Origin of the sequence: Micromonospora violae, assembly GCF_004217135.1 — a bacterium.
Taxonomy (GTDB): domain Bacteria; phylum Actinomycetota; class Actinomycetes; order Mycobacteriales; family Micromonosporaceae; genus Micromonospora; species Micromonospora violae.
Map to the genome: position 1 here is coordinate 3,652,642 of NZ_SHKK01000001.1, position 23,818 is coordinate 3,676,459.

Here is a 23,818-nt window from a genome sequence, read left to right on the forward strand (position 1 = left end):
CCACCCCCGCGAGGGGAGGACCGGCCGCCGTCCGGGTGGCTCAGGCCACGCCGAGGTACGCCTCCTTGACCGACGGATCGTGCAGCAGGTCCTGACCGGACCCCTCCTTCACGATCCGACCGGTCTCCAGCACGTAGCCGCGGTGTGCCCGCGACAACGCCTGCTGGGCGTTCTGCTCCACCAGCAGGATCGTGGTGCCCTGCTGGTTGATCTCCGTGATGATGTCGAAGATCTGCCGGATCACCAGCGGGGCCAACCCCATCGACGGCTCGTCGAGCAGCAGCAGCTTCGGTCGGCTCATCAGCGCCCGACCGACCGCGAGCATCTGCTGCTCGCCGCCGGAGAGGGTGCCACCGGCCTGCTTGCGCCGCTCGGCCAGGCGCGGGAAGAGGGTCAGCACCCGGTCCAGGTCGGCGGCGATGCCGGCGGAGTCCCGCCGGGTGTACGCCCCCATGTCCAGGTTCTCCATCACCGTCATACCCGGGAAGATCTGCCGCCCCTCCGGCGACTGACACAGCCCCCGGACCACCCGCAGGTCGGCCCGGAGCTTGCTGATGTCCTCACCGTTGAACGTGATCTTCCCGCCGGACAGCGACCGGGTTCCGGAGATGGCCCGCATGGTGGTGGTCTTCCCGGCGCCGTTCGCGCCGATCAGGGCCACCACCTCACCCTCGTTGACGGTGAGGCTGATCCCGTGCAGCGCCTCGATCCGGCCGTACGCGACGGCCACGTTCTCCATCTCAAGCAGCGTCATCGGCGGGCTCCCCCAGGTACGCGGCGATCACCTTCGGATCGCGGCTGACCTCCGCGGGCGCACCCTCGGCGATCTTGCGGCCGAACTCCAGCACCACGATCCGGTCGGTGACTCCCATGACCAGCCGCATGTCGTGCTCGATGAGCAGGACGGTCAGCCCCATGTCACGGATATTGCGGATCAGGGTGAGGAGCTCCTCCTTCTCCGCCGGGTTGAAGCCGGCGGCCGGCTCGTCCAGGCAGATCAGCTTCGGCTCGGTGGCCAACGCGCGGGCGATCTCCAACCGACGCTGGTAGCCGTACGGCAGGTTGCGCGCCTCGTCGTTGGCCCGGTCGGCGATCCCGACGAAGCGGAGCAGCTCGAGCGCCTTGTTCTCGGCCGCCCGCTCCTCCAGGATGTGCCGGGACAGGCCGAAGATCTTGGCGGCCGAGAGGCGCACCTGCTGCCAGGTCCGGACGATCCCGGACGCGGCGGTGACCTTCGGCAACTCCTCCGGCCTGGGCCGCACCCGGTAGAGCCGGAACAGCGCCCCGGGCACGCTCGTCTTGTGCCGGGAGTCGGTCCCGACCATCACGTTCTCGAGCGCCGTCATCTCCGGGAAGAGCCGGATGTTCTGGAACGTCCGGGAGATGCCCAACTGGCTGATCTGGTGCGGCTTGCGGCCGGTCACCCGCTGGCCGCGGAACCGGACCGCACCGGACGTCGGCTTGTAGACCCCGGTCATCACGTTGAAGCTGGTGGTCTTGCCGGCGCCGTTGGGCCCGATGAGGCCGAGAATCTCGCCCTCGTAGATCTGGAAATTGATCTTATCGAGGGCGACCACGCCGCCGAAGCGGAGCGTGACGTCGTCGACTTCGAGCAGGACCGTCCGCGGGCCCGCCTGAGTCGGGATCTTCGGCGTGCTGGTGCTGGTGGTCTGGTCAGACATGAGCGGGCGCCTCCTCTGCCTCTGCCGCGCGGTCCTTCAACTCGCGGGCACGCCGCCGGCTCGGGACCAGGCCCTGCGGACGCAGGATCATCACCAGCACCATGGCCAGACCGAACACCAGCCAGCGGTAGTCGGCGAAGTCACGGAACCGCTCGGGCAGGTACGCCAGCAACACGGCGCCGAGCGAGACGCCGATCATGTTGCCGGAGCCACCGACCACCACCATGGCCACGAACAGGATGGACAGGTTCGCGTTGAACTGGGTCGGGTCGATGAACGCGTTCCGGCTGCCGAACAGGAAGCCCGACAGGCCACCGAGCGCCGCACCGATGGCGAACGCCCAGAGCTTGAACTTGAACGGGTACACGCCCATCACCGCGGCGGCGTCCTCGTCCTCCCGCACGGCCAACCAGGCCCGGCCGACCCGGCTGTGCTCCAGCCGACGGACCAGGAACACCATGATCAGCACGAACGTGATCGCCAACCAGTACCAGGGCTTCGCGTCGATCAGACCGAAGACCTTGTTGTCCGGCGACGGCGCGCCCTCCGGGCCGGGGATGGCCGAGATGCCGACCGGGCCGTTGGTCAGCCCGGTGGCGTTACGGGCCACGATCCGGATGATCTCGCCGAAGCCCAGCGTCACGATGGCCAGGTAGTCACCGCGCAGGCGCAGCGTCGGCCAACCCAGCAGCACCCCGGAGATCATCGTCAGCACGATCGCGATGAACAGGCAGATCGCCCAGGTCACCGCCCAGGTCGGCGGCAGGTTGAACTCCTGCTGGATCCACTTCACCACCGGCGAGTTCACCGAACCGAACAGCGCCACGCTGTACGCCCCGATGGCGAAGAAGCCGATGTAGCCCAGGTCGAGCAGGCCGGCGAGACCGACCACCACGTTCAGGCCGATCGCGACCAGCACGTAGATGGCACAGACGAAGAGCACACCCGCCCAGTTGTTACCACCCTCGATCGAGTCGGTACGCAACCAGGTCAGACCCGGGATGCCCAGCAACGGCAGGTAATAGAGGATCGCCACGAAGGCGACCAGCCCGAGGGCCTGCTGCCACTTCGTCAGCGCCCGCCAGCGGTCGCCGATGGCGTGCAGCACGCCGACCCGGCGGCTGTCTGCGGAGCGAATCTTGTCGATCATGCGCGGGCCCTCCCGAGCGACTCACCCAACAGGCCGGTGGGCCGGAACATCAGCACCACGATCAGCACCACGAAGGCGATGACGTCCTCCCAGTTGGACGCGAAGAGCGTGGCGCCGTAAACCTCGACGATGCCGAGGAAGAGACCACCCAGCAGCGCGCCGCGCAGGTTGCCGATGCCACCGAGCACGGCGGCGGTGAACGCCTTCAGGCCGAGCACGAAGCCGATGCTGTTCTGGGTGAACCCGAACCGCATGCTCCACAACAGCGCCGCGGCGCCGGCCATGATGCCACCGAGCACGAAGATCAGCATGATCACGCGCTCCTGGTTGACACCCATCAGCGCGGCCGTCTCCGGGTTCTGGGCCACCGCCCGCACACCCCGGCCGTACCGGGTGCGGTTGATGAACCAGTCCAGCACGGCCATCATCGCCACGGCCGCCACAAAGACGATCAACTGGATGTTCGTGATCGCGGTGTTGCCGATGGTGAACAGGGTTTCCTGCTGAATGATCGTCGGCATACCGACGATCTGCCGGGGCCGGCCGAACACATCCGGCAACGCACCACCGAGCAGCTTGGGCAGCACCTGCCCGAAGAGCTCCACGAACACCAGCGACAGACCGATCGCGGTGATCAGGAAGATCAGCGGCGGCGCGTTCTTGCGACGCAACGGCCGGTACGCGACCCGTTCGAGCGCCAGAGCCGTACCGCCCGAGGCGGCCGCCGCGACGACCAGTCCGAGCACCAGGAACAGGATCGCCTGGCCGACCGGCGGGTTATTTTCGACCCCGAGCTGGTTCCAGAGGATCAGCACCGCGAAGGTACCGACCATGAACACCTCGGAGTGGGCGAAGTTGATGAGGCGAAGAACGCCATAGACGAGGGTGTAGCCGAGGGCGATCAGGGCATAGATCGCACCCTTGGACAGGCCGTCGACCGTGTGCTGGCCGAGATGGCCGATCAGTTCATCGAAATGCACCGGGGGTCTCCTTGAATCGAATGCGGCCGGGGTGTGGTACACCCCGGCCGCATTCCATTGCGTGGGGCGTCAGTTGAGCTTGAGCTCCTGCAGCGCTTCGATGGACTCGCCCTTGATCTGGTAGGCCCAGATGACGACCTTGGTCGGGTCGACGTCACCCTTGGAGTCGAACTTGATGTACTTCGACACACCCTGCTTGTCGTACGACTTCACGAACGCGAGGATGTCCGCCCGGGTCTTCTTGCCAGCCTTGAAGGCGTCCAGGTAGATCTGCGCGCCGTCGAAGCCCTCCGCACCGTAGGAGCCCGGCGGGATGTTGTACTCCTTCTGGTAGTCAGCCGAGAAGGTGCCGCCAGCCTTGTCAGCCGGGAGGCAGGGGCAGGTGATGATCGCGCCCTCGGCACCGCCGGAGGCACCCTTCGGGAACGCGGTGTCGTAGAGACCGTCCGGGCCCACGAACTTGGCGGTGACGCCAGCGGCACGCATCTGCTTCACCAGCGGAGCGGCCTCACGGGTGTAACCGCCGTAGAAGACGAAGTCGGCCTGCGCGGACTTGATCTTGGAGATGGTGGCGTCGAACTGCGCCTGCCGCTCCTGGATCTTGTCCTTGTTCACGACCAGCGGGCCGAGCTGCTTGCCCAGCTCCTCGGTGATGCCCGCGCCGTACGCGCTGGCGTCATCGACCATGAAGACCTTCTGCGCGTTCTGGGACTTCATGTAGCTGGCCACGGCACCGGCCTGGGTGCCGTCGTGACCGACCACCCGGTAGAAGGACGTGTTGCCCTTCTGGGTCAGGTCCGTGCGGGTCGCCGACGGGCTGACCATCGCCAGGCCGGCAGCCTGGTAGATCGGCATCGTCGCGTCCGACTCACCGGAGAAGTGACCACCGATGACACCGAGGAACGAGTTGTCCCCCGCGATCTGGTTCGCGAACGGGGTCGCCACCGCAGGGTCACCCTGGGTGTCGAACTCCTGCATGGTGACCTTGCAGTCCGGGTTCGCCGCGTTGAACTGCTTCACGGCCAGCTTCGCGCCGTTGAGCGACGGGATCACCAGACCCGCGTTGTCACCCGTGAACGCACCGAAGATCGCAATCTTGCCACCGCAGTCGCCCGACGCGGTCCCACCATCGCCGCCACCGGAATCCTGGCAACCAGCCGCAACCACCAGGGTCGCGGCGAGCGCTACGGTACCCAGCGCCCGTACATAGCTTCGCCTCACGGCTTCCTGACCTCCTCGAGATACGGACGCGGCTGACCCGACGTGACGGCGACAGCAGCTGACCGCAATTCCACCCACCCCGCAGGGATGCCCCCTGCGTTACGGCTCGTGATGGCGGAGCGTACCGACACGACATACCGTCCCGGAAGGCCTGAAGGCGGGGTCTGCGAAACCGTTACGAAGACGTGGGCAATCATGTCGATGCCCGTAACAGGTGAATCCGCCAGTTGGTCCTTAAACCGTCGCCCAGTCGGAGTCCACCCGCGCCCAGCCGGACCACGCACACCCGTCAAATAGCCGACTGACCTGCGGAAACGTCAGCCGACCACACTGTGGGAAAAGGCATCACCGCGACATCGACGGTCAGGCCCCCGAGCCGGCCGCCCACCACAACCCGGCCCGCGTGCCGTCGTCCGCCGCCAACCACCACCGGTCACCCACCGCCACCAGCGTCACGTCCCGATCAACGCCGGCCGGCACATCCAGTGGCATCGTCGCCTCCCGCCACGACCCACCACGGTCGGTCGACACCCACACCGAATGCCGCGCCCCATCCGTCACCGCGGCGAACAGGCTGCCTTCGGACGACACCAGCGACCCCACCCCCGGCACCCCGCCCCCAGCCCGCCGCCCGAACGTCCCGACGGCGACCCAACCCGCGGCCTCCTGCCGCCACACGCCGAACGTCCCCCCGCGCAGCCCGACCGCCACCGGCACACCATCGGCCAGCACCACCCGCTGCAACTCCTCGTACTCCGAACCGCCGGGCAACACCGTGCGCCGCCACGACCGGCCATCCGGTGACGACCACACCGCCGGGTCACGGTCGATCCGGCCCGCCGGCAGCAAACCACCGACCGCCAGCCACCCCGACGGCGTCGCCACCGCGTCGAACGCCCAGGTCACCCCCACCGCGTCACTGGCCAGCTCGGGCGCACCCTCGACCAGCGCGAACTCCGCCGCGTCCGGTGCCGCCACCCAGGACGCGGCACCCGCCGACCGGTTACCGACGATCAACCAACCCTGCGGACCGGCCGCCAGGCGGGACACGTTCACCGCCGTCGGCCCGCCGTACGTCTCGAACGGCGCCTGCACCTCGACCAACGCGCCGTCGGCCACCTGCCGCCACGTGCTCACCCGCGGATAGCCGTGCGCACCGCCGACCTTCGCGCCGATCAGCGCCACCTGCCCGTCGCGGCAGGCCGCCGACAGGAACACATTCTGCCGCCCGTAGAAGGAATCCGGACGCACCGACAGCACCGTCCACGTCGTACCATCCACGCTGGTCCAGGCCGCCGGACGAGTGCCACCCTCGGCGTCGACGACGCCACCGACCACGAACCACCGGCCCGCGCACGAGGCCGCGTCCCGCACCAGCGGGCGACCCGGGCCGCCCGGCGGCGCCGGCAACGTCAGCGCCTGCCAACCCGGCCGCAGCGGCGCGGCGGCGGTCGTCGACCCCGCACCGCTCTGCGCGCCCGGCCCGTCGCACCCCGCGAGCAGCAGCGCGACGAGGCCGAACACCGCGATCACCCGTCGGACGGACACCCGTCGATGCTAACCACCACACACCACGCAGGATGCCCCGGAACTGGCCGTTGTCACCGGGACCGCTCAGACGGTCGGTTGCTGCGACACCTCGCCACCGGCGGTCTCCGCGAGGATCCGCTCGGCGACCTCCTTCATGGTCATCCGGTGGTCCATCGCGGTGCGCTGGATCCACTTGAACGCCTGCGGCTCGGTCATCCCGTACGTGGTCATCAGCGCGCCCTTGGCGCGCTCCACCGACTTACGGATCTCCAGGCGGTCGGTCAGGCTCGCGACCTCCGCCTCCAGGGCCGCGACCTCCGAGTACCGCGACAGCGCGATCTCCACCGCCGGGACCAGGTCACTCTTCTGGAAGGGCTTCACCAGGTACGCCATCGCGCCCGCCGCCCGCGCCCGCTCCACCAGATCACGCTGGCTGAACGCGGTCAGAATGATCACCGGGGCGATCCGGGCACCGGCGATGCGCTCGGCGGCGGCCAGCCCATCCATGATCGGCATCTTGATGTCGAGGATGACGAGATCGGGCTTCAACTCCTCGGCGAGGCGCACGGCCGTCTCACCGTCACCGGCCTCCCCCACCACCTCGTAACCCTCTTCGACCAGCATCTCGGCGAGGTCCAGCCGGATCAGCGCCTCGTCCTCGGCGATCAGTACGCGCCTGCGCTCGGCATCCGTCGGCATCTCAGCCACCAGCCCTACCCCCACCAGTCATAAGCCGACACCAACCCGACCGGGTGTCGCCGCCCTCAGCGTAGTAGGTAACCTATGGGAGGCCACCAGAGCATTCGGCCAAGCGTCCCCGTATTCCAACCGGCAGAGAAGCGGAGCTCAAACCTCCGACAGTGTGGGTTCGAATCCCACCGGGGGCACCAAAAGTGTCGTACGGCTGTTCCAAAGTCGTCGTGTGCATCCACCTGAATTACGCGTTCGTGCGCGTCAGCAGCACCTCGCCGGCAGTACCGTCGCCGAGGTTGCCAGACGTCTGAGACTTCCGTACGCGACGGTCAGGGGCTGGTGCAAGCACCAGGTCGAGCCGGGAAGGTCCGTCAGCGAGCTTCGGTGCTTTCGCTGCCGGCCCGAGGTCAGGAATCAGACAGATCCGTCTGCATACCTCTACCTGCTCGGTCTCTACCTGGGCGACGGGCATCTCGTCACCTCCGCACGGGTGCCGGTGCTGCGCATCGCTTGCAGCAGTAGGTGGCCGGGCTTGATCGAGGCGTGCGACACCAGCATGCGGCAGGTGCTCGTGGCGAAGGTCCAGCGCGCCCAGCAGCCTGGTTGCGTCAGCGTGCAGAGCTCCGGCAAGCACTGGCCGTGCCTGCTCCCGCAGCACGGTCCCGGCAAGAAACACGAGCGTCCGATCATCCTCGCTGGTTGGCAACGGGACATCGTCGCGACGCATCCGGGTGACTTCCTCCGTGGCTTGTTCCACTCCGACGGCTGCCGGTTCGCCAACCGGGTGACCGTGCGCGGCAAGGTGTACGTCTACCCGCGCTACCTGTTCGTCAACGAGTCGGCCGACATCATGGGGCTCTGTCAGTGGAGCCTCGACCTGCTCGGCGTCACCTGGCGGATGAACCGGCGCAACTCGTTGTCGGTGGCGCGACGCGACGCGGTCGCCACGCTGGACCGGCACGTCGGCCCGAAGTCCTGACCGGTCAGGCGATCGTGTCGAGGGCGTGCGCGAGGTCGGCGCGGAGGTCCTCGGGGTCTTCCAGGCCGACCGAGAGGCGCAGCAGGGCGGCGGCGGGTTTGGCGTCGCCCTCGACCGGCCGGTGGGTGAGTGAGGCGGGGTGCTGGATGAGGGTGTCGACGCCGCCGAGGGAGACCGCGTGGGTGATGAGCCGGCAGGCGCCGGCGACGGTTGTCGCGGCGGGCGCGCCGCCGCGTACCTCGAAGGCGAGCAGGCTGCCGGGTCCGGCCATCTGCCGCCCGACCAGCGCCGCGGGGTCGTGCACCGAGGGGTGGTGCACCCGGTGTACGGCGGGGTGGGCGGTGAGCCAGCCGGCGAGTTTCTCGGCGGTGGCCTGTTGGGCGCGGACCCGCAGCGGCAGGGTTTGCAGGCCGCGGTGCAGCAGGTAGCCGCCGAGGGGGTGCAGGATCGCGCCGGTGACCGCGCGGACCTGGCGTAGGCGTGCGGCCCAGGTGTCGTCGCAGGCGACGACTCCGGCGAGGACGTCGCCGTGCCCGCCGATGCTCTTGGTGGCGCTGTGCAGGACGAGGGCGGCGCCGTGGCGGGCGGGTTGTTGCAGGACGGGGGTGGCGACGGTGTTGTCGACCAGCAGCGGGACGTCGCCGGCCGCGGCGGTGAGGGCGGCGATGTCGACCAGGTCGAGGGTGGGGTTGGCGGGGGTCTCGACGATGACCAGTGCGGTGTCGGGGCGGATGGCGGCGGCGACCTCGTCGGGGCGCGTCCAGGTGACGGTGGTGCCGAGCAGGCCGGTGGCGAGGACGTGGTCGGTGCCGCCGTAGAGGGGTCGCACGGCGACGACGTGCCGGCGGTCGTCGCGGGTGGCGGCGAGGAGGGTGGCGGTGAGGGCGGCCATGCCGCTGGCGAAGGCGACGGCCTGGGTGGTGCCTTCCATCTCGGCGAGGGCGGTTTCGAAGCGGGCGACGGTGGGGTTCCAGAGCCGTTGGTAGACGGCGGTGCCATCGGTGGGGAGGGTGCCGCCGGTGGCGAGGTGTTCGTACGCGGCGCCGCCGTCGTCGACGGAGGGCAGCGGGTTGGTGGTGGACAGGTCGATGGGTGGGACGTGCACGCCGAGGGTGCGGAGGTCGTCGCGACCGGCGTGTACGGCCCGGGTGTCCATCGTTGTCATGGCGGTAGCGTCGAACATCCACCTGCGAATAGGCAACAGATCGGCAGATCATTCTGTGCGGTGGGTTGGTTTACGTGCTGGGTTCGGGCGAGGATGGCGGTATGCCCCCTGAGCCGAATGATCTGCGGCCGTATCCGGCCCTGGACGAGGTGGACCGCGCGATCCTGACCGAGCTGGCCGCGGATGGCCGGCTGCCGAACAACGCCCTCGCCGAGCGGGTGGGCGTGGCGCCGTCGACGTGCCTGACGCGTACCCGGGCGTTGCGCGAGCGCGGTGCGATCCGCGGTTTTCACGCCGAGGTGGATCCGGCGGCGCTCGGCCTGCCGTTGCAGGCGCTGGTGTCGGTGCGGTTGACCGCGCACGAGCGGGCGGCGGTGGACGCGTTCCGGGCCCGTTCGGTGCGACTCCCGGGGGTGGTGTCGGTGTTCCACGTGGCCGGCGCGGAGGACTACGTGCTGCATGTGCGGGCGGCGTCCGGTGACGCGTTGCGGGACTTCGTGCTGGACCACCTGGCGGTCGACCCGGTGGTGCAGCACACGCAGACCAGCCTGATCTTCGAGCAGGCGCGCGGCATGGGGTGAGCGGCGGGTGAGGTAGCTGACGAAAACCCGCATGCTGGAACAAAGCCGGTCGGTGACGGGTTGGCTGACCGTGTGATCACCGTACCGTTGTCTGTTCTTGATCTTGCCCCGGTCGCCAAGGGCACCACCGCCGGCGCGGCCCTACAGGCCACCACCGAGCTGGCCCGCCGCACCGAGGAGCTGGGCTACCACCGGTTCTGGGTGGCCGAGCACCACAACATGCCGGCGATCGCCAGCTCCGCCCCGGCCGTACTGCTGGCGCATCTGGCGGCGAACACGTCGACGATCCGTCTCGGGTCGGGCGGGGTGATGCTGCCCAACCACGCGCCGCTGGTGGTGGCCGAGCAGTTCGGCACCCTGGAGGCGCTGCACCCCGGTCGGATCGACCTGGGCATCGGCCGGGCGCCGGGCACCGACCAGGTGACCGCGCTGGCGTTGCGGCGCACCATGGAGGGCCTGTCGGCGGAGCATTTCCCGCGCGAGCTGACGGACCTGATGAACTACTTCAGCGGGGAGAAGCCCGGTCAGATCATCGCCACCCCGGGTCGCGGCGAGCAGCCGGCGGTGTGGCTGCTGGGTTCCAGCGGGTTCAGCGCTCAGCTCGCCGGTCTGCTCGGTCTGCCGTTCTCGTTCGCGCACCACTTCAGCTCGGCGAACACCCTGCCGGCGTTGGCCCTGTACCGGCAGCACTTCCGGCCCTCGCAGTGGCTGGACAAGCCGTACGCGATGGTGGCCGTCAACGCGGTGTGCGCGGAGACCGACGAGCGGGCCGAATGGTTGGCCGGGCCGAGCGCCCTGTCGTTTCTGAAGCTGCGCTCCGGGCGGCCGGAGCCGCTGTCGACGCCCGACGAGGCGGCGGCGTACCCGTACTCCGAGATCGAACGGGAGTTCGTCCTGGCGCGCCGCGACGGTCAGGCGATGGGCTCGCCGGAGACGGTGCGCCGGCAGCTGACCGAGCTGGTGGAGCGCACCGGCGCGGACGAGCTGATGTTGACCACGCTGGTGTACGACGTGCAGGACCGGGTGCGGTCGTACGAGTTGATCGCCGAGCAGGTGGCCGGGGGTCTGCGCCAGCGGGCGTGAAACACGATCTTCACGTCAGCGTCACCCCGCCGACCCGGACGGTGCCTAATGTTGGTTCCGGTGGTGGTACGGCATTCCCGGTCGGGACGGGTTGGGAATGCCGCGGTGTGGCGCACCGGGCCGGAGCTGAGCGGATTCCGCGGCTGCGGCCCGGTGCCTGCCACCCTAGGCGACCCTCCTCGGGACCGCCAGGGGTCGAATCACCGTAGGTGGATGTCCGGCGCGGGTGGGGTGCCCATTCCGTTGCCGATGAAGAACCCCGGGTGCGGCGGTTGGTTGTAGGCGGTGTTCTGCCACGCGATCGCCACCCGATACTGCGGGTCGTGCATCAGCGTGTAGATCCGGGTGCTGGTCGGGGTGGGTGTGCTGTAGATGCGCAGGGCCCGGCTGTCGGTGGTCCGCCAGATCACCTCCTCGCGCCAGTCGCCGAGGATGTCGCCGGAGAGCGCCGGCGTGGACTTGGTGCCGTTGTTGGACGCCACCCCGCTGCCGTCGAGCAGCCGGGTCTCGCCGCCGGTGCCGTACTTGTCGATTTTCGTGGCGTCGAGCAGTTCCCGTACCGGGTCGCCGTCCCACCAGGCGAGGAAGTTCGCCGACGACGGCTTGCGGCCGACGTTCTGCCCTCTGGTGTTGGCCAGTCCGGCGACCGCTGAGGACCACGACTCCGCGCCGGGGCTGCCCGCCCAGATGTCCGCGGAGACGCCCCGGCCGTTGTCGCCGGACGCTGGCGTGGACCAGAGGACCTGACCGGTGCGGGCGTCGGCGAAGTAGGAGCTGGGCTTGCTGCCGTCCTCGTCGACCTTGAACACCTCCAGGCCGGCGCGGCCCGGGTCCAGGTCACCGACGTGCATGGCGTCGCCGTGGCCGTTGCCGGTCGAGTGGAGCAGCCGACCGTTGTCGTCGATGGTGGCGGCCCCGTACACGATCTCCTGGCGGCCGTCGGCGTCGACGTCGGCCACGGAGAGCTGGTGGTTGCCCTGACCGGCGGCGGCACCGTTGCCGGAGGAGTTCGAGTCGAACGTCCAGCGCTTGGTGAGTGCGCCGTTGCGGAAGTCCCAGGCGGCGATCACCGCGCGGGTGTAGTAACCCCGGGCCATGATCAGCGAGGGGCGCTGCCCGTCCAGGTACGCGGTGCCGGCGAGGAACCGGTCCACCCGGTTGCCGTACGAGTCACCCCAGGACGACACGGTCCCGCGCGGCGGGTCGTAGCTGACGGTGGAGGCGATGGCACCGGTCTGACCGTTGAACATGGTCAGGTACTCCGGGCCGGAGAGCACGTAGCCGCTGGAGTTGCGGTAGTCCGCCGACGACGAGCCGATGAGCTGGCCGGTGCCGGAGCGGGTGCCGTCGGCGGTCTTCATGGCCACCTCGGCGCGGCCGTCGCCGTCGTAGTCGTACACCTGGAACTGGGTGTAGTGGGCGCCGGCCCGGATGTTGCGGCCCAGGTCGATGCGCCACAACCGGGTGCCGGTGAGGGTGTACGCGTCGACGTAGACGTTGCCGGTGTAGCCGGACTGGGAGTTGTCCTTGGCGTTGGACGGGTCCCACTTGAGCACGATCTCGTAGGTGCCGTCGCCGTTGAGGTCACCCACGGAGGCGTCATTGGCGCTGTACGAGTAGCTCTCCCCGCTGGGGGTGGTGCCCCCGGCCGGGACCTGCAACGGCACGTCCAGGTAGCCCGCGCCGAACTGCACCGCCGGTGCCGACGCCGGCTGCTCGGCACCGCCCACCACGGCCCGCACGGTGTACGCGGAGCCGGCCGCCGCGCCGCTGTCGAGGTAGTTGGTGGCGCCGGTGATCGGGTTGGCGTTGACCCTGGTGGATCCCCGGTAGAGGTTGAACGCCACCCCGGAGGTCTCGGTGCCGAGCAGCCGCCAGGAGACCAGGTTGCCGCTGCCGGAGCGGACGCTGATCAGGCCGCGGTCCAGGTTCTCCATCTGCACCGCGCCGGTCGCCGGCGGAGGCGTCGTCGGAGGTGGCGTGGTGGGAGGTGGCGTGGTCGGAGGCGGGGTGGTCGGGGGTGGCGTGGTCGGCTCCTCGGTGGGTGGGGTGCCGGTGCAGGTGGTGCCGTTGAGCGCGAAGCTGCTCGGCACCGGGTTGCTGCCGGTCCACGAACCGTTGAAGCCGAACCCGGCGCTGCCGTTCGTGGCGATGGCGGCGTTGTAGTCGACGTTGCGGGCGGTGACCTGGGCACCGGACTGGGTGACGGTGGCGCTCCACGCCTGGGTGACCTGTTGGCCGGCGGCGTACGACCAGGTGAGAGTCCACCCGTTGACCGGGTCGCCGAGGTTGGTGACGGTGACGTTGGCGCCGAAGCCGCCCTGCCACTGGTTGGTGATCTGATAGTCGACCCGGCAGCCGACGGCGGCGGCCGAGGCGACGACCGTGCCGAGGGTGCCGGCCACGACGGTGGCCGCCGTCGTGGCGGCGAGCAGGATCAGCCGATGTCTGGACGGGTGCATGCACTGCCTCCGGGGATCCGGTGGTGATCGCTGCGGCCACCGGCCCTCTCGGGAAGCGCGGCCCACCGGCCTGCCCGGGAAGCACAGTGGACCGATCTCGCCGCGACGGCGGCGGACGGCGATCTGATCGGGGTGAAACGCCCTGGGAACTCACGGATCCGACTCACCGCGATCGTAGGGCAAGCGCTTTCCGGCGCGCAACATCGATGACCGTCGTCCCTTTTCCGGTCTTGCCTGGACGATCAATGCCTGATCGACTCGTGCGGGTGAGCGCTCACCACATGGACCCCGCCGAATTCCGCCGCGCCGGCCACGCCGTCGTCGACTGGATCGCCGACTACTGGGCGACGGTGGAGCGACGACCGGTCGCCCCGGCCGCGCCCCCGGGCACGGTGGCCGCCGCCCTGCCCAGCGCACCCCCCACCGTCGGCGGGGAGCCGGTCGAGGCGGTCCTCGCCGATCTGGACTCGATCGTCGTACCGGGGCTGACGCACTGGCAGCACCCGGGCTTCTTCGGGTACTTCCCCGGCAACACCTCCGGCCCGAGCGTGCTCGGTGACCTGGTCAGCGCCGGTCTCGGCGTGCAGGGCATGCTCTGGGCCTCCAGCCCGGCCTGCACCGAGCTGGAGACGGTGATGATGGACTGGCTGGCCCATCTGCTGGACCTGCCAGAGCGGTTCCGTTCGACCGGCACCGGCGGCGGAGTCATCCAGGACTCGGCCTCCTCGGCGACGCTGGTGGCCACCCTGGCCGCACTGCACCGGGCCAGCGGCGGCCGCTGGCGGCACACGGGCATCGACCGGCGCTACCGCGCCTACACCTCCATTCACGGGCACTCCTCCATCGAGAAGGCGGTACGGATCGCCGGGCTGGGCAGCGACGGGGTCCGGTCGATCGAGGTGGACCCGGACACCCAGGCGATGCTGCCGGACGCGCTGCGGGCCGCGATCGAAGCCGACCTGGCCAGCGGTGACGTGCCGGCCATCGTGGTGGCGACCATCGGCACCACCTCCACCACCGCCGTCGACCCGCTGCCGGAGATCGGGGCCATCTGCGCCGAGTACGGAATCTGGCTGCACGTCGACGCCGCGTACGCCGGCGCCGCCGCCGTCTGCCCCGAGCTGCGCTGGTCGCACGCCGGCCTGGAGTACGCCGACTCCTACTGCTTCGACCCGCACAAGTGGCTGCTCACCGGCTTCGACTGCGACGCGTTCTGGGTGGCCCACCGCGCCGAGCTGATCGAGGCGCTGACCGTACTGCCGGAGTTCCTGCGCAACGCGGCCTCCGAATCCGGCGCGGTCATCGACTACCGGGACTGGCAGGTGCCGCTGGGCCGGCGCTTCCGGTCTCTCAAGCTGTGGTTCGTGCTGCGCTGGTACGGCGCCGACGGGCTGCGGGCGCACATCCGCTCCGGGGTGGCGCTGGCCGCGCGGTTCGCCGATCGGGTCCGCGCCGACGACCGGTTCGAGGTGGCCGCAGCGCACCCGTTCTCGCTGGTCTGCTTCCGACTGCGCGCCGACGACGACACCAACGCGGCGTTGCTGGCCTCGGCGAACGCCACCGGACGGGTGCACCTGACGCACACCCGCGTCGCCGGCCGCTACACGCTGCGGCTGGCGATCGGCTCACCACAGACCACGGAGGCGCACGTCGACGAGGCCTGGGCCGTGCTCTGCGAGGCGGCGGCCACCCTGCCCACCGCCCAGGGCACCGGTTCCTGAGAGCTGGCCGGCGCTGTCGCGCAAGCTGGCCGCGCGGGCGGGGCGGGTTCAGCGTGGGGTCGGCGTGCCCGTTGCGGCCAGGTCGGCCGGGACCTCGCCGGCGGCGGGCGCGCCGGCAGCGGGCGCAGCGCTCGCGGCCTCGGCGGCGCGGGCGCGGCGGCTACGGCGTAGGGCGCGCACCGCGAACACCAGCGCGGTCAGCCAACCGGCGGCGAGCAGCGCGTACACGGCGGGACCGGTCGGACCGTCCAGTTCGGCGGAGCGGATCAGGGTGCGGGCGTTGGTCAGCACGATCACGCCGCCGACCGCCGCGCCGAGCAGTTGGGCGGGCACGATTCGCACCAGCCAGGCGGCCAGCGGGGCGGCGATGAGCCCGCCGACGAGCAGCGCGGCGACGGTGGGCAGCAGGAATCCCTCCGTGCCCAACCCGATCAGGAAACCGATGCTGGCCGCGCCGGCCACCACGAACTCGGCGGTGTCCACGGAGCCGATCACCTTGCGGGGCTCCATGCGCCCGGAGACCAGCAGCGCCGGGGTGGCCACCGGGCCCCACCCGCCGCCGCCGGTCGCGTCGACGAAGCCGGCCACCAGACCGAGGGGGCCGAGGAAACGACCGCGGAGCCGTCCGCCGACCCGGCCGGTGCGCAGCGGTCGGGCGAAGCGGACCAGCAGGTACGCGCCGAGGGTGAAGAGAATGCCGGCCATCCACGGTGCGGCGGCCTCGGTGGAGATCGAGCTGAGCACTGTGGCGCCGGCGAAGGCGCCGATCGCGCCGGGCAGGGCGATGCGGGTCACCACCCGCCAGTCGACGTTGCCGAACCGCCAGTGGGCGAACCCGGCGGCGAGCGTGGTGCCGATCTCGGCCAGGTGCACCGAGGCGGAGGCGGCGGCCGGGGCGACCCCGGCGAGCAGCAGCAGAGTGGACGAGGTCAGCCCGTATGCCATGCCGAGCGAACCATCGATCAGTTGCGCGACGAGCCCGACCAGAGCGAGGACCAACAGCTTGCGCACGAGCGCCCCCTGACTTTTCGGCATCTCCTATCGACTTGGTCGACAATGCGGGACGGGGCAGCCGGGGTCAAGCCTCCGATCGGTGGATGGGACGCCGCGGCCGGAGCGCGGGATCAGCGGCCAGGTCAGGCCGAGCCAGCGCTCAGATCCAGGCGCGCGGGTCGGCGGCCAGCTCCGTGACGCGCGCGGGCAGGGTGCCCGCGGCCACGTCGGCGACGCTGACCAGCTCCAGGATCTCCCGCTCGCTCGCCCGCAGCGCGATCCAGACCTCCTGGAGGGCGCGGGCCGGGCCGTGGTAGCCGAGCTGCTCGGGGCGCTGCCCGCGGACGTGGGCGAGCGGCCCGTCGATCACCCGGATGACCTCGGCGAGGGAGATCTCCTCGGCGGGGCGGGCCAGCCAGTAGCCGCCCTCCGGGCCACGCTGGGCGTGCACGATGCCGCCCCGGCGCAACTGGAGCAGGATGCTCTCCAGGAACTTCGGGGGGATCTCCTGGGCCCGGGCGATCTGGTCGGCCGTGACCGGCCGGCCGCGCCCGGGGCCGCTGGCCGTCGCGGCAAGCTCGGCGGCCGCACGGAGGGCATAGTCGACCCGGGCGGATAGGCGCATGTCGGCAAGGTTAGTCGCTGGTCAACCGGGCGGGCGGGCGACCCTCGGCCGATCGGCCACGCATCGACAAAAGTGGTGCCGCCGGCGCGCGTGCGGGCCCCCGTTGGAGACCGGCGACGTACGCCATGATCCGCGACATGGTGGCGGCCGAAATGCCGACCCGGAGCGTCCCTATGCTGGGCGGGCGTACGAATGTCCGGCCGTTTGACCGGCCGCCAGCAACATATTGATAAACACCCGGCCGCGCTCGGGGGGAAGGCATCACGATGACCGATATCGCCACCCGCACCTGGGAGGGCATGACCATCCCGGTCGCCGGCACCTATCTTCTCGATCAGTCGCACAAGCGGATCGGTTTTCTCTCCCGGCACATGATGGTGAGCCCGGTACGCGGCGAGTTCGCCGAGGCCACGGCGCAGATCTTCGTGGCGGAGGATCCGCTGCTCTCCTCGGTCACGGCCACCATCATGTCGGCCAGCATCACCACTGGGAGCGTCGACCGGGACACCCATCTCAAGAGTGCCGACTTCCTCGATGTGGAGCGCTTTCCCACCCTCGAATATCGAAGCACCGGCATCAAGTGGCAGGGCAACGAGGACCCCATATTCCAGTGGGCGCGTCTGCGCAACCATCGGTTGGGCGGACGAGGCCGGAGTCACATTGTTCCGCCGCAGTCCGACGGTTTCGCCGGCCGATTCGTGCTCACCGGTGAGTTGGTCGTGAAGGGCATCACCCGGGCCGTCGACCTGGAGGTGAATTTTGGTGGCGCCCGTCGTGATCCGTACGGGCAGAACATCTTCGGATTCAGCGCGACGGCCGACATCAACCGCGAGGACTACGGCCTGCTCTGGAATGTGGTCCTGGAGAGCGGCGGGGTGCTGGTCGGCAAGACGGTGCAGATCGAGATCGCTGGGGAAGCCATCCACCAGGCCTGACCCCGGTCAATCCCCGCCAGTGCCTGGCGGGGACGGGTCGCCGCGTCAGGCACCGACGCGGCGCAGCAGACCCTCCTGGACGGCGCTGGCGATCTGCCGGCCGTCCGTGGTGAACATCCGGCCGGTGGCCAGCCCTCGCGCGCCGGACGCCGACGGGCTCAGGCAGTCGTAGAGGAACCACTCGTCGGCCCGGAACGGCCGGTGGAACCAGAGCGCGTGGTCCAGGCTCGCGCCGACCAACCCGCCCGGCCCCCACACCTCGCCGTGGGCGGAGAGCACCGAGTCCAGCAGGGTGAGGTCCGAGGCGTAGGTGAGCGCGCACGCGTGCAGCAGCGGGTCGTCGGGCAACTTGCCGTCGATGCGCATCCAGACCCGCTGGTGCGGGTCGGCCGGCCGGTCGCCGGGGCGGACCCAGCCGGGCTCGCCCACGTAGCGCACGTCGATCGGTCGCGAGATCTGACCCCAGATGCCCAGCCGTTCCGGGTAGCGGGAGAGCCGGTCGGTCATCGTCGGCACCTCCTGCGGCGGGGGTACGTCCAGCGGGGCCGGGGCCTGGTGATCCAGACCCTCCTCGGCCCGCTGGAACGACGCCGACATGAAGAAGATCGGCTTGCCGTGCTGGAGGGCGACCGAGCGGCGGACCGAGAAGGACCGGCCGTCGCGGATGTTCTCCACCTCGTACGCGATCGGCTCCACCGGGTCGCCGGGGCGGACGAAGTAGCCGTGCAGCGAGTGCACGAACCGCTCCGGGTCGACGGTGCGGCCGGCGGCGACCAGGGCCTGGCCGGCGACCTGGCCGCCGTACACCCGTTGTGGACCGACCGGGGGGCTCATCCCCCGGAAGGTCATCTCCCCGGTCGGGTCGAGGTCCAGCACTTCCAGCAGCTGGTCTACCGCCGCCTGGCCGATCGCGACCCGACCGTCGCTCATTGCAGCGCCCGCGCCGACGCCGCGTCGACCAGCGAACCGAGCTGGTGCACGCGCAGCGTGTTGGTCGAGCCGGGGGTGCCGGGCGGGCTACCCGCCACGATCACCACGTAGTCGCCGGGGTTGGCCCGGTCGAGGCCGAGCAGCGCCTGGTCGACCTGGCGGAACATGTCGTCGGTGTGCTGCACGAACGGCATCAGGAAGGTCTCCACGCCCCAGGTGAGGGCGAGCTGGTCGCGCACCTCGGGGACCGGCGTGAAGGCCAGCAGCGGCAGGTCGCAGTGCAGGCGGGACAGCCGTCGGACGGTGTCACCGGTCTGCGAGAAGGCGACGAGCGCCTTGGCGTTGATGGCCCGGGCGATCGACGAGGCGGCGACGGTCAGGGCGCCACCGTGGGTACGCGGGTCGTGCTGCAACCGCGGCACCCCGATCGAACCCGCCTCGGTGGTCGTCACGATCTTGGCCATGGTGCTGACGGTGAGCACCGGGTACTTGCCGACGCTGGTCTCGCCGGAGAGCATCACCGCGTCCGCGCCGTCGAGCACCGCGTTGGCGACGTCGGACGCCTCCGCACGGGTGGGCCGGGAATTCTCGATCATGGAGTCGAGCATCTGGGTGGCCACGATGACGGGCTTGGCGTTCTCCCGGCACAGCTGCACGGCGCGCTTCTGCACCAGCGGGACCTCGTCCAGCGGCATCTCGACGCCGAGGTCACCACGGGCGACCATGACGCCGTCGAAGGCCAGCACGATGGCCTCCAGGTGCTCCACCGCCTCCGGCTTCTCGACCTTGGCGAGCACCGGCCGGAACACGCCCTCCTCGGCCATGATCCCGTGCACGAGCTTGATGTCCTCCGCCGAGCGGACGAAGGAGAGCGCGACCATGTCGACGCCGAGACCCAGGGAGAACCGCAGGTCCTCGGCGTCCTTCTCCGACATGGCGGGCACGCTGACCGCCACGTTGGGCAGCGACACGCCCTTGTTGTTGGAGACCGGGCCACCCTCGGTGACGAGGCAACGGATGTCGTTGCCGGTGACGTCGCTGACCTCGACGGCGACCCGACCGTCGTCGATCAGCAGCCGGTCACCGGGCTTCACCTCCTGCGGCAGCTTGCGGTAGGTGCAGGAGACGCGCTCCTTGGTGCCGATGATGTCGTCGCCGGTGATGACGACCGAGTCACCGGTGCGCCACTCGTGCGGGCCGTCGGCGAACTTACCGAGCCGGATCTTGGGGCCTTGCAGGTCGGCGAGGACGGCGACCGGCTTACCCGCTGCCGCCGACGCCTCCCGGACCAGTCGATAGACCGCCTCGTGGTCGGCGTGGCTGCCGTGGCTGAAGTTCAGCCTCGCCACGTTCATGCCAGCCTCGACGAGGCCCCGGATGCGCTCCGGGGACGAGGTGGCGGGACCAAGAGTGCAGACGATCTTCGCGCGGCGTGTCACGCCCATCAGGCTAGTCTCTCCTTCAGGTCGGACTCGGGGCCGACCCCTTGCAGGCAGCGGAACAGTTGTCCAACGACGCGCGGTGCGCGTCGGGCCGGCGGGCGGAACCGCACCGGGAACGTTGTGGCGACGGGCATCAGCGACCGCGCGCCGGGAATCGTACGCCTCCGACGGCGCGCACTGTCGGGGTGCTCCCGGCGGCGGCTCACTCCGGGCCCACCGAGGGCGGCAGGGTGGGCACCGCTTCGAGCAGGTCACGGGGGTCGTAACGGCGCTTGGCCCGACGTAGCCGCGCCCAGTTCGGGCCGTAGGCGAGCCGGACCCGGTCGGTCTCCTCCGGCGCGAGCAGGTTGGGGTAACCACCGGGCAGGGCGTGCGCGGCGAGCGCCGTCGAGCTCCGCTCGGCCCACTCGCGGTGCGGGCCGGCCTGGTCGTCGGGCGCCCACACCGCGATGATCTCGGCCATCAGGTGGTCGGCGCGGAGGCCGAACGCCGTGTCGGCGGTGCGGACCCGGGTCGCCGCGCCGTGGAAGTGGTGCACGGCCAGCGCGGAGAACGGCGAGGTGACCTGCCGGGCCGCGTCGACGAGCACGTCCACCGCGCCGTCGGTGAGCCCAGGCAGCCACCGGGTTCGCAGCAGGTAGTGGTTGCCGTCGACCATCCCGCCGTCGAACATCCGCAGCGCGTCCGCGTACGGCATCGGGCCGATCTGGTCGACCAGCGGGGTGCCCAGCGCGCGCAGCCGGTCCATCCACGGCGACCCGGCGTCCAGGTCCGGGCCGCTGTAGAACGGGCAGACGAAGATCACCGGCTCGCCGGCCGGGCCGGGCAGGAAGCCGGCCATCACCGTCAGCTCATCCGGGGCCTCGGCGACCAGCGCGCCGTAGCCGCGCAGCACGGCCGGCGCCTCGGACAGCGCGAACATGATCATGCCGGCCAGCACGCCGGGCAGCCGGTGCGCGCGCAAGCGCAGCTCGGTGACGATGCCGAGGTTCCCACCGCCGCCGCGCAGCGCCCAGTACAGCTCGGCGTCGTGCCGGGCGTCGGCGGTGACCCGGCGGCCGTCGGCGAGAACCACCTCCGCGCCGAGCAGACTGTCCAGGGCCAGACCGAAGCGGCCACACAGCGGGCCGTACCCGCCGGCGAGGGTGAGCCCGGCCATCCCCACGTCGCCGACCGTGCCGGTGGGCACCACCAGGTCGTACGGGCGGGCCGCGGCGATCACCTCGGCCACCGTGGCGCCGCCGCCGATGGTCACCGTGGCCGCGTCCGGGTCGACCCGCACGTCGCGCAACCCGGTCAGGTCGAGCACCAGAGCGCCGTCGCGCAGCGCCCGACCAGCCCAGTCGTGCCCACCGGAGCGGACCGAGAGGGGTAGGTGACACCGGGCGGCGATGCGCACCGCCTCGGCCACCTCGGCGGCGTCCCGACACCGGGCGACCAGCACGGGGGTGCGCACCACCGCGCCGTTCCAGAGCCGGGTGGAGGTGGCGAAGCCGGGATCGCCCGGCTCGTGCAGCCGGTCGCCGAGCAGGGCACGCAGTCGGGCGGTGGCGGACGCGACATCACCGGTGGCGGCGGAGATCATGGCGACTCCTCGACCGGGGCCGACCCACGACACCGGGTACGCCCCGGCGGCGGCCCTCGCTGGGCGCGACCGTAGCACCGGCAGCCGGGCGAGCGCCGTCACCATCACGACAGCCATCGCTGGCCGGCGGCTCAGTTTCCCGCTTTGACCAGCGGGAACTCCAGGGAACCGGCCGGGCAGAGGAAGGTCAGCACCTCCACCCGGTAGAGCCCGGCCTGCACCGCCGGGTCGGCCTCCAGCACGCTGCGGACGTTCTCGACGCTGCCGGTGCGGGCCAGCCCGAAGCCGATCGGCGGATCCGGCTCACGTGCCGGCCCGTCCACCGAGCCGGCGACCAGGATGATGCCGCTTCGCTGCAACGCCTGCATGTGCTCGGTGTGCTCGGCCTGCAACCGCTGCACGGTCTCGGCGGGCAGCGCCCGCCCGGCCGCGCCGGGATAGATCACGATGCACTCATACGTGTCGAGCGCGAAGTTGACCTGCGGCACTCCCATGGGTGCTCCCTCCGCCGTCGCCGGAACGCACCGGCTCCGGCCAGCGTCGCACGGACACCCCGGTCGTACCGGGCGCTTCCCGGCAACTCGGCTCGGCGTGGCCACGGCGTGTCCGCGCCCACACTCGGCCGACCAGCGGAATAGCGGCGACGTTGCGGGGGATGATCTACCGGTGGTGGCTGGGCTTCATCCGCGCTGTCCACGCCCGCCACGACGACACGATTGGGGATCCGGGCAATGGCGACAAATATCAGCGAGCAGCCCGCGAAGGCGTCCGGCACGTACCGGATCGGCGGTGACGTCACCGTCAACCGGCTCGGCTACGGGGCCATGCAGATCACCGGCCCGGGCGTCTGGGGCGACCCGAAGGACCCCGCCGAGGCGGTACGCGTGCTGCGCCGCGCGGTCGAGCTGGGCGTGACGTTCATCGACACCGCCGACTCGTACGGGCCGTTCGTCTCGGAGCTGCTGATCCGGGAGGCTCTGCACCCGTACGCCGATGACCTGGTGATCGCGACGAAGGCCGGGCTGAGCCGCTCCGGCCCCGGCGACTGGCGGCCGCTGGGCCGCCCGGAGTACCTGCGCCAGCAGTGCGAACTGAGCCTGCGCCACCTCGGCCTGGACAGCATCCCGCTGTACCAGCTGCACCGGATCGACCCGAAGGTGCCGCTCGCCGATCAGCTCGGTGAGCTGGCTCTGCTGCGGGAGGAAGGCAAGATCCAGCACATCGGGCTGTCCGAGGTGAGCGTCGCGCAGATCGAGGAGTCCCGGGCGATCACCCCGATCGCGTCCGTGCAGAACCTGTACAACCTCGCCAACCGCAGCGCCGAGGACGTGCTGGAGTACTGCGAGCGCAACGACCTCGCGTTCATCCCGTGGTTCCCGATCGCGACCGGTGAGCTGGCCCGCCCGGGTGGCCCACTGGACGCCATCTCCACCGCGCACGGCGCGTCGCCCGCACAGCTCGCGCTGGCCTGGCTGCTGCGCCGCTCGCCGGTGATGCTGCCGATCCCCGGCACGTCCTCGGTGGCGCACCTGGAGGAGAACGTGGGCGCGGCCGACGTGCGGCTCACCGACGACGAGTTCGAGGCGATCGCCAAGGCGAGCTGACCTGCGCCGGTCCGGACGCCGTCGGGTCAGTCGACGGCGTCCGAACCGGACTCCCGGGCGGCGGGCAGGGCCTCGGTCGCCTGGGCGGCGCGTAGCGCCTCGGTCGCCTGGGCCAGCAGACGGGCCGAGTCGGTCCGCCCGCTCACCTGCAACTCCACCTCGGTGTCCCCGGCCTGGATCCGGATGCTGGCCTCGGTGCGCTGCTGGTCGACCCAGGACTGCAACAGGTTGAACAGCCCCGGCAGCAGCCCCTGGGCCAGCACCGCGATGATCACCGCGTCGCTGAAGCCCGGCCGACCCCCACCGCCGCCGGCCGCCCGGACCACCGGCCGGTACTCCGGGCGACGGTGGATCCAGGTCAGCAGGTCGACCGACGGTGACTGGCGCTGTCGGGGGCTGATGGTCAGCCGGACGGGCAGCCGGGCTGCGGCGGCGGTGTCGGTCACGGTCTCTCTCC

Annotated in this window: 22 protein-coding genes and 1 tRNA gene; 7 read left to right on the forward strand and 16 right to left on the reverse strand. The window is 70.7% G+C overall.

Annotated elements, in window-relative coordinates; translation table 11 throughout:
• Window positions 1–40 precede the first annotated feature (40 nt).
• The 7 genes from EV382_RS16030 to EV382_RS16060 form a co-directional block, all read right to left on the reverse strand.
• A complete protein-coding gene (locus EV382_RS16030) occupies window positions 41–754 on the reverse strand; it encodes an ABC transporter ATP-binding protein (RefSeq protein WP_130402801.1) in 714 nt (237 codons plus the stop codon).
• Window positions 741–1,682: an ABC transporter ATP-binding protein gene (locus tag EV382_RS16035; protein WP_130402803.1), complete on the reverse strand. Its 942-nt coding sequence runs from the start codon at window positions 1,680–1,682 to the stop codon at window positions 741–743. Before EV382_RS16035 ends, EV382_RS16030 begins: the two co-directional genes overlap by 14 nt.
• A complete protein-coding gene (locus tag EV382_RS16040; protein ID WP_130402805.1) occupies window positions 1,675–2,832 on the reverse strand; it encodes a branched-chain amino acid ABC transporter permease in 1,158 nt (385 codons plus the stop codon). Before EV382_RS16040 ends, EV382_RS16035 begins: the two co-directional genes overlap by 8 nt.
• Complete coding sequence (locus EV382_RS16045; protein ID WP_130402807.1) at window positions 2,829–3,812, reverse strand: branched-chain amino acid ABC transporter permease; 984 nt, start codon at window positions 3,810–3,812, stop codon at window positions 2,829–2,831. The genes EV382_RS16040 and EV382_RS16045 overlap by 4 nt, the downstream gene beginning before the upstream one ends.
• 69 nt (window positions 3,813–3,881) lie before the next feature.
• Window positions 3,882–5,033 carry a branched-chain amino acid ABC transporter substrate-binding protein gene (locus tag EV382_RS16050; protein ID WP_130402809.1) on the reverse strand — a complete coding sequence of 384 codons (1,152 nt, stop codon included), beginning with the start codon at window positions 5,031–5,033 and terminating at the stop codon, window positions 3,882–3,884.
• Between the two features lie 363 nt (window positions 5,034–5,396).
• Window positions 5,397–6,581, reverse strand: a complete 1,185-nt coding sequence (locus tag EV382_RS16055; RefSeq protein WP_130402811.1) for a hypothetical protein — start codon at window positions 6,579–6,581, stop codon at window positions 5,397–5,399.
• 66 nt (window positions 6,582–6,647) lie between these two features.
• Window positions 6,648–7,271, reverse strand: coding sequence for an ANTAR domain-containing response regulator (locus tag EV382_RS16060; RefSeq protein WP_130402813.1), 624 nt, complete (start codon window positions 7,269–7,271; stop codon window positions 6,648–6,650).
• A gap of 105 nt (window positions 7,272–7,376) precedes the next feature.
• On the opposite strand from EV382_RS16060, the gene EV382_RS16065 reads away from it, so the two are divergent.
• Together EV382_RS16065 and EV382_RS33505 are read left to right on the forward strand one after the other, a co-directional pair.
• Window positions 7,377–7,453, forward strand: a tRNA-Leu gene (locus EV382_RS16065).
• A gap of 335 nt (window positions 7,454–7,788) precedes the next feature.
• Window positions 7,789–8,235 (forward strand): hypothetical protein, encoded by a 447-nt coding sequence (locus tag EV382_RS33505; RefSeq protein WP_244236717.1) that lies wholly within the window; start codon window positions 7,789–7,791, stop codon window positions 8,233–8,235.
• 4 nt (window positions 8,236–8,239) lie between these two features.
• Here the strand turns inward: EV382_RS33505 and EV382_RS16075 are convergent, their stop codons facing one another.
• The gene (locus EV382_RS16075; RefSeq protein WP_130402817.1) at window positions 8,240–9,418 is read right to left on the reverse strand and encodes a trans-sulfuration enzyme family protein; all 1,179 of its coding nucleotides are present in this window, start codon (window positions 9,416–9,418) and stop codon (window positions 8,240–8,242) included.
• A gap of 83 nt (window positions 9,419–9,501) precedes the next feature.
• Here EV382_RS16075 and EV382_RS16080 point away from each other — a divergent pair, with 83 nt between their 5' ends.
• Window positions 9,502–9,981, forward strand: coding sequence for an Lrp/AsnC family transcriptional regulator (locus EV382_RS16080; protein ID WP_112582687.1), 480 nt, complete (start codon window positions 9,502–9,504; stop codon window positions 9,979–9,981).
• Between the two features lie 72 nt (window positions 9,982–10,053).
• A complete protein-coding gene (locus tag EV382_RS16085; protein ID WP_244236718.1) occupies window positions 10,054–11,064 on the forward strand; it encodes an LLM class flavin-dependent oxidoreductase in 1,011 nt (336 codons plus the stop codon).
• Window positions 11,065–11,264: 200 nt separating this feature from the next.
• Here EV382_RS16085 and EV382_RS16090 read toward each other — a convergent pair whose 3' ends face one another.
• Window positions 11,265–13,526, reverse strand: a complete 2,262-nt coding sequence (locus tag EV382_RS16090; protein ID WP_130402821.1) for a rhamnogalacturonan lyase family protein — start codon at window positions 13,524–13,526, stop codon at window positions 11,265–11,267.
• 266 nt (window positions 13,527–13,792) lie between these two features.
• Between EV382_RS16090 and EV382_RS16095 the strand changes: the two genes are divergently transcribed.
• The gene (locus EV382_RS16095; protein WP_244236719.1) at window positions 13,793–15,247 is read left to right on the forward strand and encodes a pyridoxal-dependent decarboxylase; all 1,455 of its coding nucleotides are present in this window, start codon (window positions 13,793–13,795) and stop codon (window positions 15,245–15,247) included.
• 48 nt (window positions 15,248–15,295) lie between these two features.
• On the opposite strand, the gene EV382_RS16100 is transcribed toward EV382_RS16095, so the two are convergent.
• Both EV382_RS16100 and EV382_RS16105 read right to left on the reverse strand, forming a co-directional pair.
• Complete coding sequence (locus tag EV382_RS16100; protein ID WP_130402823.1) at window positions 15,296–16,258, reverse strand: sulfite exporter TauE/SafE family protein; 963 nt, start codon at window positions 16,256–16,258, stop codon at window positions 15,296–15,298.
• Between the two features lie 142 nt (window positions 16,259–16,400).
• Window positions 16,401–16,865: an RrF2 family transcriptional regulator gene (locus EV382_RS16105; RefSeq protein ID WP_007462839.1), complete on the reverse strand. Its 465-nt coding sequence runs from the start codon at window positions 16,863–16,865 to the stop codon at window positions 16,401–16,403.
• 266 nt (window positions 16,866–17,131) lie between these two features.
• Between EV382_RS16105 and EV382_RS16110 the strand changes: the two genes are divergently transcribed.
• On the forward strand, window positions 17,132–17,800 hold the full coding sequence (locus EV382_RS16110) for a YceI family protein (protein ID WP_130402825.1): 669 nt from the start codon (window positions 17,132–17,134) through the stop codon (window positions 17,798–17,800).
• Between the two features lie 45 nt (window positions 17,801–17,845).
• Here EV382_RS16110 and EV382_RS16115 read toward each other — a convergent pair whose 3' ends face one another.
• From EV382_RS16115 to EV382_RS16130, 4 genes are all read right to left on the reverse strand, one after another.
• Window positions 17,846–18,730 (reverse strand): acyl-CoA thioesterase, encoded by an 885-nt coding sequence (locus EV382_RS16115; protein WP_130402827.1) that lies wholly within the window; start codon window positions 18,728–18,730, stop codon window positions 17,846–17,848.
• The gene (gene pyk, locus EV382_RS16120; RefSeq protein ID WP_130402829.1) at window positions 18,727–20,175 is read right to left on the reverse strand and encodes a pyruvate kinase; all 1,449 of its coding nucleotides are present in this window, start codon (window positions 20,173–20,175) and stop codon (window positions 18,727–18,729) included. The genes EV382_RS16115 and pyk overlap by 4 nt, the downstream gene beginning before the upstream one ends.
• Window positions 20,176–20,374: 199 nt before the next feature.
• Window positions 20,375–21,757 carry an FAD-binding oxidoreductase gene (locus EV382_RS16125; RefSeq protein ID WP_130402831.1) on the reverse strand — a complete coding sequence of 461 codons (1,383 nt, stop codon included), beginning with the start codon at window positions 21,755–21,757 and terminating at the stop codon, window positions 20,375–20,377.
• Window positions 21,758–21,888: 131 nt separating this feature from the next.
• Entirely contained in the window at window positions 21,889–22,251 is a 363-nt protein-coding gene (locus tag EV382_RS16130) for a YciI family protein (RefSeq protein ID WP_130402833.1), read from the reverse strand.
• 237 nt (window positions 22,252–22,488) lie between these two features.
• Between EV382_RS16130 and EV382_RS16135 the strand changes: the two genes are divergently transcribed.
• Window positions 22,489–23,361, forward strand: coding sequence for an aldo/keto reductase (locus tag EV382_RS16135; RefSeq protein WP_130402835.1), 873 nt, complete (start codon window positions 22,489–22,491; stop codon window positions 23,359–23,361).
• Between the two features lie 26 nt (window positions 23,362–23,387).
• Here EV382_RS16135 and EV382_RS16140 read toward each other — a convergent pair whose 3' ends face one another.
• Complete coding sequence (locus EV382_RS16140) at window positions 23,388–23,807, reverse strand: effector-associated constant component EACC1 (protein WP_130402837.1); 420 nt, start codon at window positions 23,805–23,807, stop codon at window positions 23,388–23,390.
• Window positions 23,808–23,818 lie beyond the last annotated feature (11 nt).